The following is an 11,937-nucleotide window of genomic DNA, read 5'->3' as shown; positions in this document are numbered from 1 at the left end:
TGCCTTGACCAGGGCCTTTGCTATTGGCAAGAATTTGTTGCATGCGCAACCCCCTCATCCCCAAGATCGAGGCCCAGCTGCAGGGACTGCCGGTTCCCGTCGCGCTGCAGCTGCCGGCCGGTGAACGCGTGGGCGCCAGCGGCGCCAAGGTCACGCTGTCGTTCCAGGACTGGTCCAGCCTGGCCACCATGGCCGCAGGGCAGATCGGCCGGCTGGCCGAGGACTTCGTCGAGAGCCGCGTGCAATTGCAGGGCCGCATGCGCGACCTCATGGAGGTGGCCGCGCGGCTGCTGCCAGGGCATCCGGGCGAGCAGTCGTCCTCGGGCTGGTGGGGCAACGTGCTGCGCCGCGCCAGATCGCTGGCGGCGCATTCGCATGCCAAGGACGCCGAGCAGATCCAGTTCCACTACGACGTCTCCGACGACTTCTACGCGCTGTGGCTGGACGACAAGCGCGTGTACTCCTGCGCCTACTTCCGCGAGGCCGACATGAGCCTCGCCCAGGCCCAGGAGGCCAAGCTCGACCACATCTGCAAGAAGCTCATGCTGCGCAACGGCGAGCGCTTCCTGGACGTGGGTGCGGGCTGGGGCGGCCTGCTGCTGTGGGCGGCCGAGCACTACGGCGTGGACGCCACCGGCATCACGCTCTCGCGCAACCAGCATGCGCATGTGAGCCGCGAGATCGAGCGGCGTGGCCTGTCAGGCCGCGTGCGCATGCTGCTGTGCGACTACCGCGACCTGGCAGCCGAGCCATTCGACAAGATCGCCTCGGTCGGCATGTTCGAGCACGTGGGCCGGGCCAACATGCCGACCTACTTCGCCCGCATCCACGAAATGCTCAAGCCGGGCGGCCTGGTGCTCAACCACGGCATCACGGGCTCGTCGGTGCACCACGACCAGCTCGGCGCGGGCATGGGCGATTTCATCGAGAAGTACATCTTCCCGGGCGGCGAATTGCTGCATGTCTCGCACGTTCTGCGCGAGATGGCCGGCGCCGGCCTGGAGATGGTGGACACCGAGAACCTGCGCCCGCACTACGCGCGCACGCTGTGGGCCTGGTCCGATGCGCTGGAGGCCCGGCTGGACGAAGCCCGGCAGGTACTGGCGGCCACCGCCAGGGAATCGGACAGCGCCGAGCGCGTCCTGCGCGCCTACCGGCTGTACCTGGCCGGCAGCGCTATGAGCTTCGAACACGACTGGATTTCGCTGCACCAGATGCTGGCCACCAGGCCCGGCGGCAGCACCCGCAGCGGCCCGATGACGGGCGCACAATCGGCCTATCCGTTCAACCGCGGTTACATGTACCGCTGACCCCCATGCTGTTCAAGTTCAAGTCCAAAGCCACCGGCGACCTCATCATGCTGGAGCCCAACGGGCGCCGCGTGCTGCAGTTGATCGGCAAGGAGCCAGGACCCAGCGGCATCATCCTGCCCGACCAGATGACGGGCGCGGTCGCCGCGCTGGAGAAGGCCATCGCCGAGGAAGAAGCGGCCCAGAAGGCCGCCGAGGACGAGGCGCATGCCAAGGGCGAACAGCCCAGGAGCAAGCCCGAGGTGGTGTCGCTGCGCCAGCGCGCCGTGCCCTTCATCGAGATGCTGCGGCGCGCCCAGGCCGCGGGCAAGGAAGTGGTCTGGGGCGTGTAGCCCCGCCGACCTTTCAGTCCACCTTCGCGCCCGAGGCCTTGACCACGGGCTGCCACTTCTTCAGCTCCGCACCGATCAGCGCCGCAAACTGCTGCGGCGTGTTGCCGCTCGGGATCGCGCCCTGGGCCAGCAGCCGCTCGTTGACCTCCTGGGTCTTGATGGCCTTGGCCACGTCCTGCTGGATGCGGGCCACGATCTCGGGCGGCGTGCCGGCGGGCGCCAGCAGGCCGAACCAGGAACTGGCCTCGAAGCCCTTGAGCTCGGGGCCGCCGGCCTGCTCCACAGTGGGCACGTCGGGCAGAGCGGCCGAGCGCTGGGCGCTGGTCACGGCCAGCGCGGTCAGCTTGCCGGCCTTGATCTGCTGCATGGCCGAGGGCAGGTTGTCGAACATCACGTCCATGCTGCCGGCGACCATGTCCATGAGCGCGGGGCCCGAGCCCCTGTACGGGAAGTGCACCATGTACGCACCCGTCATGGTCTTGAACAGCTCGCCAGCCATGTGGATGGAGGTGCCGTTGCCGCTGGAAGCCATGTTCAGCTTGCCGGGGTTGGCCTTGGCGTAGGCGATGAAGTCCTTGACGTTGTGGATCTTCAAGGCGCGCGCCTTCTCGGCGTTGACCACCATCACATTCGGCACGCCGGCCACCAGGCTGATCGGCGCGAAGTCCTTGACCGGGTCGTAGGGCATCTTGTCGTATAGCCACTTGTTGATGGCGTGCGTGCCCACCGTGCCCATCAGGATGGTGTAGCCGTCCGGGGCCGCCTTGGCCACGATGTCGGCGCCGATGTTGCCGCCGGCACCGGCCTTGTTGTCCACCACCACGGGCTGGCCCAGCGACTTGGTCAGCTCCACCGCCACCGCGCGGGCGAGGATGTCGGTGGTGCCGCCGGGCGCGAACGGCACCACCATGCGGATGGGCTTGCTGGGCCAGCCCGACTGGGCCAGCACGGGCAGCGCGTGGGCGCAGGCGGCCAGGGCGGCAGCGCCCAGCACCAGGCGGCGGATCGACAGAAGAGAGCGCATGGGAAGTTCCTCGTTCAGTTCCACAGGGGCCGCACGGCGGCGGCCAGTTCGGCAACTCGGTGCAGCGCGGCCTGCGGTGCGGGCAGCGCATCGGCCAGCGCGCGCCGGGCCTGCTGCAGCGCCTGGCGCTCGATCCGCTGCAGCGCCTGGGCGCTGCCGCCCAAGGCCAGGTAGCGCGCACAGGCCCGGGCGATGGCATCGGTCTCGCGGCCGGCGGGCGCGCAGGCCGCGCCGCGGTAGTTGCGCGCATGCAGCAGGCAGGGGCCGGCGCCGCCGCGCAACTGCGCCACGAGCCGCCCGGCCAGCGCATGGACGGCCAGCACATCGCTGGCGTCGACCTGCTCGGCCGGCACGCCCATGGCCACGGCGCGCACGGAGGCGCCCTCGCTCGCCGCATCCAGGCTCCAGGGGCCGTCCTCGCAGACGAACAGCACGGGCAGCGCATAGACCCTGGCCCAGTTCAGGGACTCCAGGAACGGCCCGGGGTGCAGTGCGGCATCGCCGAAAAAGCAGACCGTGACACCGTCCTTGCCCTGCAGCTTGGCACCGTGCGCAGCGCCCACCGCGGTGTGCATGGCGCCGTGCGCGCCCGCTGCCTGGCCCAGCAGGCCGGCCAGCGTCTGGCCATGGCCGCGGTGCGTGGCGGTCAGGTGATCGCCGGGCCGCAGGTGGGCGCACACGCCCACCGGCACGGCCTCCTGGCCCGCGATGGGCGGCGCCGCGGCAGCGTCCGGGCGGCTCGTCTCGGCGACATCCTCGAAGGCGCGGATGCGCAGCATGCCGCGCAGCAGCTCTTCGAGCGTGGAAAGGGAAGGCGAAGCAGGCATCTTGTCTCCAGCGCGGTCCGATCGCGCGTGACCGCCATGCTAGGCGAGCGCCATGCTGCACTGCGCCAGTGATTTCCCGGCGACAGGCCCTAGGGAAAATACGGAGCATCCGACTGGAAAGCGCGCGGATGCTCGGCGCCACCACAACAAAAACGGAGACATCCCGATGCTCGTACGTTCTCTTGCCGCGCTGGCCCTGGTCGCGCTGGCGTCGTCGGTTTCCGCGCAGGCGCAGACACCGGCCGAGCGCGCTGCCAGCGCCGTGAAGAAGGTCGATGGCGCATTCATCCAGTCCAACGCGGCCAAGACAGCCGACTGGCCGAGCTACGGCCTGGACTACGCCGAGACCCGCCACAGCAAGCTCGACCAGATCAACGCCGGCAATGTGAAGCAGCTCGGCCTGGTGTGGTCCTACAACCTGGAGAGCACGCGCGGGGTGGAGGCCACGCCGCTGGTGGTCGATGGCGTGATGTATGTGACGGCCTCGTGGAGCGTGGTGCACGCCATCGACGCGCGCACCGGCCAGCGCATCTGGAGCTACGACCCGCAGGTCGACAAGTCCAAGGGCTTTCGCGGCTGCTGCGATGTGGTCAACCGCGGCGTGGCGCTGTGGCAGGGCAAGGTCTACGTGGGCGCCTACGACGGCCGGCTGATCGCGCTGGACGCCGCCAGCGGCCGCGTGCTGTGGCAAAAGGACACGCTGATCGACCATGCGCGCAGCTACACCATCACCGGCGCGCCGCGCGTGTTCAAGGGCAAGGTCATCATCGGCAACGGTGGCGCCGAATACGGCGTGCGCGGCTACGTCACGGCCTACGACGCCGAAACCGGCGACCAGAAATGGCGCTGGTTCACGGTGCCGGGCGACCCGGCCAAGCCCTTCGAGGACGCCGCCATGGAGCGCGCCGCCAAGACCTGGGATCCGGCCGGCAAGTACTGGGAAGCCGGCGGCGGCGGCACGGTCTGGGACACCATGGCCTTCGACCCCGCGCTCAACCTGATGTACATCGGCACCGGCAACGGCTCGCCGTGGGCGCACAGCAAGCGCAGCCCCAAGGGCGGCGACAACCTGTACCTCTCGTCCATCGTCGCGCTCGACCCCGACACCGGCGCCTACAAGTGGCACTACCAGGAGACGCCCGGCGACAACTGGGACTACACCGCCACGCAGCCGATGATCCTGGCCGACCTGACGGTGGACGGCAAGCCGCGCAAGGTGATCCTGCACGCGCCCAAGAACGGCTTCTTCTTCGTCATCGACCGCAGCAACGGCCAGTTCATCTCGGCCAAGAACTTCGTCGACGTGAACTGGGCCACGGGCTACGACGCCAAGGGCCGGCCGATCGAGATCGCCGCCGCGCGCCAGAACGACAAGCCGGGCGACAGCATCCCCGGCCCGTACGGCGCGCACAACTGGCACCCGATGTCGTTCAACCCGGCCACCGGCCTGGTCTACCTGCCGGCCCAGCACGTGCCGGTGAACCTCATGGACGACAAGGACTGGCAGTTCAACAAGGACGTGCCGCTGCGCCCGCACTCCAACCAGGGCTGGAACACCGCGATGTTCATGAACGCCGCGCCGCCCACCAGCAAGCCCATGGGCCGGCTGGTGGCCTGGGACCCGGTGGCGCAGAAGGAAGCCTGGGGCGTGGAACATGCATCGCCCTGGAACGGCGGCACGCTGACCACGGCCGGCAACCTGGTGTTCCAGGGCACGGCCGACGGCCGCATGGTGGCCTACGACGCCAAGACCGGCGCCAAGCTCTGGGAAACGCCCACCGGCACCGGCGTGGTGGCCGCGCCGGCCACCTACCTCGTGGACGGCAAGCAGTACGTGTCGATCGCGGTCGGCTGGGGCGGCGTGTACGGCCAGGCCACGCGCGCCACCGAACGCCAGGGTCCGGGCACGCTCTATACCTTCGCGGTGGGTGGCACGGCCAAGATGCCGGCCTTCGTGGAGTACCGCGCCGGCAAGCTGCTGCAGGGCGTGAAGTACGACACCGCCAAGGTCGAGGCCGGCACCGGCCTGTATGTCAGCAACTGCGTGCTGTGCCATGGCGTGCCGGGCGTGGACCGCGGCGGCAACATCCCCAACCTGGGCTACATGGATGCGGCCTTCATCGAGAACCTGGACAAGTTCGTGTTCAAGGGCCCAGCCATGGCGCGCGGCATGCCGGACTTCACGGGCAAGCTGTCCATGACCGATGTGGATGCGATCAAGGCCTTCATCCAGGGCACGGTGGATGCCGTGCGACCGAAGTAACGCTGCCTTCGCGTAACTGAGATTGCATTCTCAGTAGAATCACGGGCCGCACTTCTGCGGCCCGTTCTCTTGGCCCACCCGATCCGCCTCCTGCTGCTGCGCCTGCTGCTGGTGGCCGTGTTGTTCAACACGGCCATCGGCGTGCCGCTGCATGCGCTGGAGCACCTGCGCGAGGCCAGTTCCGGCGAGCGCCTGGCCGAAGCGCAGGACGAGCCGCCCGAAGCACACGCCGCCTGCGCCTGGTGCATCAGCTACGCGGGCCTGGCGCATGCGCTGGATGCGGCGCCGCCATGGCACTGCGCACCGATGGCGCACCGGCGCGCCACGCAGCCCGCCGCGACCATCCCGCCGGGCGCGGAACGCTGGCCGTTCCGCGCGCGCGACCCACCGCAGGCCTGAGGCCCGGCGCCACCGCGGCGCCTCGATCCGTCCGGCCTTGGCCGGCCACCGTCTCAGCCTGCCTGGCATCCGGCCGGGCGGCGCCTTGCTGCACTTCTTCCATGACCCATCCTCCGTTCACGCGGCGGCGGCCGCTGCCGTTCGCCCTCTCCAGCGCCGCCCTGTGCGCCGCGCTGCCCGCCCTCGCCCAGGACGCCCAGCTTTCCACCGTCGAGGTGGTCGGCCGCACCGCCTCCGGCGCGTACCACGCAGAAGAAGCGGCCGGCGCCAAGACCGAGCTGCCGTTGCGCGAGCTGCCGCAGTCGGTGCGCATCGTCACGCGCCAGGCCATCGACGACCTGGGCGCCACCAAGCTCGACGACGTGCTCGACTACGTGGGCGGCGTCTCACGCCAGAACAACTTCGGCGGCCTGTGGGACAACATCGCCATCCGCGGCCTGCCGGGTGACCAGAACGTGGGCATGGCCACGCTGTTCAATGGCTTCGCTTCGGGCCGCGGCTTCAACGCGCCGCGCGACCTGGCCGGCGTGGAGCGCATCGAGTTCCTGAAGGGCCCGGCCGCCGCGCTGTACGGCAGCAGCGAGCCGGGCGGCACGCTCAACGTGGTGTCCAAGCGCCCGTTGTGGAAGCCTGCGCACGCGGTGGAGGCCTATGGCGGCAGCCATGGCCTGAAGCGCGGCGCGCTCGACAGCACCGGCCCCATCGGCGAGAAGTTCGCCTACCGGCTCAACGTGGCCGTGGAAGACCGCGGCGGCTGGCGCGACCACGTGGGCGCGCAGCGCCAGGTGCTGGCACCGGCCTTCACCTGGAAGCTCACGAACGACACGGTGCTCGACTACACCGGCGAGATCCTGCGCCACGAGACACCGCTGGACCGTGGCGTGGTGGCCCTGGGCAACCGGCTCGGCGCCATCCCCCGCACGCGCTTCCTGGGCGAGCCAGCCGATGGCGACGTGCGCGTGGACAACCGCACGCACCAGCTCATCCTCTCGCACCTCTGGGCCAGCGGCTGGACCGGCCGGGTCGGCCTGTCGCAGCGCTCCACGGGCATCCATGGCACGTCGACCGAGGCCAGCGCGCTGCAAGCCGACGGCCTGCTGACGCGCCAGCGCCGCCTGCGCGACTACGACTCGGACGACCTTGCGGCGCAAGCCGAACTGCAGGGCAAGCTGGAGACCGGCGGCGTCCAGCACGAACTGCTGTTCGGCCTGGAGCGTTACCGCTTCGACATGGACACGCGCATGCTGCGCGCGAACCCGAGCGCCAGCCAGCCCTATGCCATCGACATCTACCGGCCCGTGTATGGCCAGGCCCAGCCCACGCCGCTCGCCAACACCGACACCTTCGAGCGCCAGCGCAACACTGCCTTCTATGTGCAGGACGCCCTCACGCTGGCGCCGGCCTGGCGCTTGCTGGCCGGCGCGCGCGTGGACCGCTACGACCAGTCGCTGCTGAACCGCCGCACAGGTGTCACGACACCGCAGCAGCCTTCGGCGACCTCGCCGCGCCTGGGGCTGAGCTGGCTGCCCTCGCCGCAATGGACGGTCTATGCCAACGCGGGTCGCTCGTTCCGGCCCAACACGGGCAGCGATGCCACGGGCGGCGCCTTCTCTGCGGAGACCGGCCGCGCGCTGGAGCTCGGCACCAAGTGGCAGAGCGCGGACCAGCGCATCGGCGCCACGGCCGCGCTGTTCGAGATCCGCAAGCGCAACGTGCTGACCGCCGACCCGGCCAACGCCGGCTACTCCGTCGCTGCCGGCGAGGTCCGTTCGCGCGGCCTGGAGCTGGACCTGGCGGGCCAGGTCAACACCCATTGGCGCGTCAACGCCAGCCTGGTGTTCAACGATGTGGAGATCACGCGCGACAACAGCCTCGAAGTGGGCGGCCAGCTGCTCAACGTGCCGCGCGTCAACGGCAGCCTGCTGGCGATGTACGAGGACGCCCTGCCCAACGGCCAACGCTACGGCATCGGCGGCGGCGTCACGCACATGGGCCAGCGCCTGGGCCAGGCCCGCACGCAGGCCGAGGCCAACGCCGGCACGGCGGTCTTCGCGCTGCCCAGCTACACCACGGCCAAGCTGGTCGGCTACTGGCGCATCACGCCCACGGTGCGCCTCACGCTGGATGTCGACAACCTCTTCGATGCCACCTACTACACCAGCTCGTTCAACCGCCTGTGGGTCACGCCCGGGATGGAACGCGCCATCACCGTCGGCCTGCAGGCCAAGTTCTGACATGGCACATCCCGCATTGCGCGCGCAGGCCGTCGAGGCCGGCTACGCCCACCGCAGCATCCTGCGCGGCCTGGACCTCACGGTCGCCGCTGGCGAAACCTACGCCCTGCTCGGCGCCAACGGCGCCGGCAAGACCACCACGTTGGGCCTGTTCCTGGGCTTCGTGCAGCCCACGCGCGGCCAGGTGCGTGTGCTGGGCGCCGACCCCGCGCGCGACGCCGCCGCGGCGCGGCGCCAGCTGGCCTACATCCCCGAGAACGTGGCCCTGTACGAGCATCTGAGTGCGCGCGAGAACCTGGCCTACTTCCTGGACCTCGCAGGCCAACGCGCCGCGGCCGACGCCATCGGCGCCGCGCTTGCACGCGCCGGCCTGGACGCAGCGGCCCACGACCGTCGCGTGGCCGGCTTCTCCAAGGGCATGCGGCAAAAGGTGGCCATCGGCCTGGCGCTGGCGCGCCGTGTGCCCGTGCTGCTGCTGGACGAGCCGACCTCCGGGCTCGATCCGCAGGCCTCGGCCGAATTCAGCCGGCTGCTCGGCTGGCTGCGCGGCGAGGGCGTGGCCATCCTGATGGTCACGCACGACCTGCTGGGCGCGGCCGACGTGGCCGACCGCATCGGCTTCCTCGACCAGGGCCGGCTGCGCGAAGAGGTGGCGGCCAGCGGCGCCGAGCGCTTCGACGTGCGCGCGCTGCACCGGCGCTACGCGGCGGCGGGAGCCGCAGCATGAGCCCCGTGTGGCGCATCACGCGCGAAGAATGGCGCTGGCTGCAGCGCGACCGCGTGGCCGTGCTCGGACTCGCCCTGTTGCTGCTGCTGACCGCCGTGGCCATCGTCCACGCGGCCGAGCAACGCGACGCGCTCACCGCAGAACGCGCACGCCGCCAGAGCCAGGTCGACCACGCCTTCGAAAACGCACCCGACCGGCACCCGCACCGCATGGTGCACTACGGCCACTTCGTGTTCCGGCCGCTGAACCCGCTGGCCGCGTTCGACCCCGGCGTCGACGCACAGACCGGCCACACGCTGTTCCTCGAAGGCCACCGCCAGAACAGCGCCAACTTCAGCGAGATGCGCCAGTCCTCGCTGCTGCTGCGCTTCGGCCAGCCCACGCCCGCCTTCGTGTTGCAGGTGCTGGCGCCGCTGCTGCTTGTCTTTGCCGGTCACGCCACGCTGGCACGCGAGCGCGAGGCCGGCACGCTGCGCCAGCTGCTGGCGCAGGGCGTGCGGCCGCACCAGATCGTTGCCGGCAAGCTGCTCGCGCTCGGGGGCCTGGCGGCCATGGCGCTTCTGCCAGCCCTGCTCGCGCTGGGCTGGATGGCCGCGGCCACGCCGGCACCGGCCGTGCTGGTGGCCACGCTGGCAACCGGCTATGCGCTGTGGCTCGCGCTGTGGGTGCTGGCCACGGTCTGCGTCTCGGCCTGGCTGCGCCAAGCCCGCAGCGCGCTCGTGGCGCTGCTGGCGGTCTGGGCCGTCGGCGTGGTGCTGCTGCCGCGCCTGGCGGCCGAGCTCGCCACGGCCCAGCTGCCCCTGCCCACGCGCATGGAGACCGACATCGCCATCGCGCGCGAACTCGCCGCGCTGGGCGACAGCCACAACGCCGACGACCCGTACTTCGCGGCCTTCCGCGCGCGCCTGCTCGCGCAGCACGGCGTGGCGCGTGTGCAGGACCTGCCGCAGAACTACAAAGGCCTGGTGGCCATGGAGGGCGAGCGCCTGACTTCGGAGTTATTCGTGCGCCATGCCGACGCCGGCTTCGCGCTGCAGCAGGCCCAGTTGGACCACGTCGACCGCCTGGCGCCGCTGAGCCCGGTGCTGGCGCTGCGGCGCCTGTCCATGGCCGCGGCCGGCACCGACCTCGCGGCCTACCGCAGCTTCCTCGAACAGGGCGAGCGCCACCGCTACGCGCTGGTGCAGTCGCTCAACCGGCTGCAGGCCGAGAAGCTCACGCTGGCCGGCGACCGCTCCAGCCGCGACAACCGCATCGGCGCCGAGCACTGGCACGACCTGGCGGTGTTCCATTTCACGCCGGCGCCACCGGCACAGGCGCTGCGCGCGGCGACTCCGGCAGCCACCGTGCTGCTGCTGTGGCTGGCCGGTCTGGGTGCCGTGCTGGCATGGGCCACGCGCCGGATCGGACGGGTGGCGGCATGAACGCGCTCGTCCACGAATGGCGCTTGCTCACGCGCGCACCGCTGGCGCTCGCGGCCCTCGCGTTGTTGCTGCTGCTGTCCAGCCTGGCGGTCTGGTCCGGTGCGCGCGAAATCGCGCGCCAGCAAGCCACGTTGGAACGCCTGGCGCCGCTGCAGCAGCAGGACCTGGCCGCCCAGCTGCGCAAGCCACTCGCGCAAGGCGACGCCGGCGCGGCCGCCTACTACGGCCAGCACGCCACCGCCAACCCGCCTGCGCCCACGGCCTTCCTCGCGCTGGGCCTGCGCGACAGCGCGCCGCTGGTGCTGCGGGTGCGCGCGCTCGCGCTGCAGTCGCAGCTGCACGAGGGCGAGAGCTTCAACCCCGAACTCGCGCTGGCGGGCCGCTTCGACTGGGCCTTCGTGCTGGTCTACCTGGCGCCGCTGTTCCTGATCGCGCTGCTGTACGACCTGGTCTCGGGCGAGCGCCGCGCCGGGCGGCTCGCCACGCTGCTGGCCCTGCCACAGGCCGGCACTGGCCTGTGGCTGCGCCGAACAGTCCTGCGCGCAGCGCTGGTCGCCCTGGCCTTGCTGCTGCCGGTGCTGGTGGCGGCCCTGCTGCTGGGCACGCCGGCTGCGGCGCTGGCCACAGCCGTGCTGGCCACGCTGGCCTACCTCGCGTTCTGGAGCGGCCTGGCGCTGGCCGTGGGCAGCCGCGGGCGCAGCCCCGCTGCCCATGCCACGGCCCTCATGGGCTGCTGGGCGCTGCTGACCCTGGTGATGCCCACGCTGGCCCACACGGCGCTGCAGCGCGCGCTGCCCGCCGCCCAGGGCGTGGAGCTGGCCCTGGCGCAGCGCGAACTGGTGCACGGCGCCTGGGACCAGCCGCGCGAAGACACCATGGCGCGCTTCTTCGCCAGCCATCCGCAGTGGCAGGGCACGGCGCCGCTGCCCGCGGGCTTCCACTGGAAGTGGTACTTCGCCTTCCAGCAACTCGGCGACGAAGACGTGGCGCAGGACGTGCGAGCCTGGCGCGCGGCACTGCAGGCGCGCCAGGGCTGGACCGAGCGGCTGGGCTGGCTGCTGCCCGGCGTGGGCGTGCAGACCGCTTTGCACCGGCAGGCCGCCACCGATCTCGCTGCGCAGCTGGACTACCAGGACGCCGTGACGGATTTCCACGCGCAGCTGCGTGGCTTCTTCTACCCCCACCTGTTCGAGGACCAAGCGTTCACGGCCGAGGCCATCGCGCACATGCCCCGCTTCCAGGCCGCTCCGGCCGTCACGCACGGCACGGCGGTGCCGCTGCTGGCACTGGCCACCGTCGCCGCTCTCGCCCTGCTGGCCGGCGGGCTCGCCACACGCCGCATGCGCCCATGAACAATGGCCCCCACGCTCCCCGCTATGCGTGGTCGCTGTCCCCCC

General features: G+C 71.0%; 10 protein-coding genes. 8 read left to right on the top strand and 2 right to left on the bottom strand.

Annotated features, from left to right (window positions below; all coding sequences use genetic code 11):
- Positions 1-41 precede the first annotated feature (41 nt).
- Together DES41_RS27710 and DES41_RS27705 are read left to right on the top strand one after the other, a co-directional pair.
- Positions 42-1,310 (top strand): SAM-dependent methyltransferase, encoded by a 1,269-nt coding sequence (locus DES41_RS27710; protein ID WP_114470853.1) that lies wholly within the window; start codon positions 42-44, stop codon positions 1,308-1,310.
- A gap of 5 nt (positions 1,311-1,315) precedes the next feature.
- Positions 1,316-1,642: a DUF1840 domain-containing protein gene (locus DES41_RS27705; RefSeq protein WP_114470852.1), complete on the top strand. Its 327-nt coding sequence runs from the start codon at positions 1,316-1,318 to the stop codon at positions 1,640-1,642.
- Between the two features lie 13 nt (positions 1,643-1,655).
- On the opposite strand, the gene DES41_RS27700 is transcribed toward DES41_RS27705, so the two are convergent.
- Positions 1,656-2,666, bottom strand: coding sequence for a Bug family tripartite tricarboxylate transporter substrate binding protein (locus tag DES41_RS27700; protein ID WP_114470851.1), 1,011 nt, complete (start codon positions 2,664-2,666; stop codon positions 1,656-1,658).
- 14 nt (positions 2,667-2,680) lie between these two features.
- Positions 2,681-3,493, bottom strand: a complete 813-nt coding sequence (locus DES41_RS27695; RefSeq protein ID WP_245965892.1) for a thiamine pyrophosphate-dependent enzyme — start codon at positions 3,491-3,493, stop codon at positions 2,681-2,683.
- Between the two features lie 166 nt (positions 3,494-3,659).
- On the opposite strand from DES41_RS27695, the gene DES41_RS27690 reads away from it, so the two are divergent.
- From DES41_RS27690 to DES41_RS27665, 6 genes are all read left to right on the top strand, one after another.
- Positions 3,660-5,756 (top strand): PQQ-dependent dehydrogenase, methanol/ethanol family, encoded by a 2,097-nt coding sequence (locus DES41_RS27690; RefSeq protein ID WP_114470850.1) that lies wholly within the window; start codon positions 3,660-3,662, stop codon positions 5,754-5,756.
- 69 nt (positions 5,757-5,825) lie between these two features.
- Positions 5,826-6,155, top strand: a complete 330-nt coding sequence (locus DES41_RS27685) for a hypothetical protein (RefSeq protein ID WP_114470849.1) — start codon at positions 5,826-5,828, stop codon at positions 6,153-6,155.
- 101 nt (positions 6,156-6,256) lie between these two features.
- On the top strand, positions 6,257-8,389 hold the full coding sequence (locus DES41_RS27680; RefSeq protein WP_114470848.1) for a TonB-dependent siderophore receptor: 2,133 nt from the start codon (positions 6,257-6,259) through the stop codon (positions 8,387-8,389).
- 1 nt (position 8,390) lies between these two features.
- Positions 8,391-9,116, top strand: coding sequence for an ABC transporter ATP-binding protein (locus DES41_RS27675; RefSeq protein WP_114470847.1), 726 nt, complete (start codon positions 8,391-8,393; stop codon positions 9,114-9,116).
- Positions 9,113-10,540 carry an ABC transporter permease gene (locus tag DES41_RS27670; RefSeq protein WP_114470846.1) on the top strand — a complete coding sequence of 476 codons (1,428 nt, stop codon included), beginning with the start codon at positions 9,113-9,115 and terminating at the stop codon, positions 10,538-10,540. Before DES41_RS27675 ends, DES41_RS27670 begins: the two co-directional genes overlap by 4 nt.
- On the top strand, positions 10,537-11,892 hold the full coding sequence (locus DES41_RS27665; protein WP_114471135.1) for a DUF3526 domain-containing protein: 1,356 nt from the start codon (positions 10,537-10,539) through the stop codon (positions 11,890-11,892). Before DES41_RS27670 ends, DES41_RS27665 begins: the two co-directional genes overlap by 4 nt.
- The last annotated feature ends 45 nt before the right edge of the window (positions 11,893-11,937 follow it).

Origin of the sequence: Pseudorhodoferax soli, from assembly GCF_003337555.1 — a bacterium.
GTDB lineage: Bacteria > Pseudomonadota > Gammaproteobacteria > Burkholderiales > Burkholderiaceae_C > Pseudorhodoferax > Pseudorhodoferax soli.
This window is presented reverse-complemented; position numbering and strand designations above follow the sequence as displayed.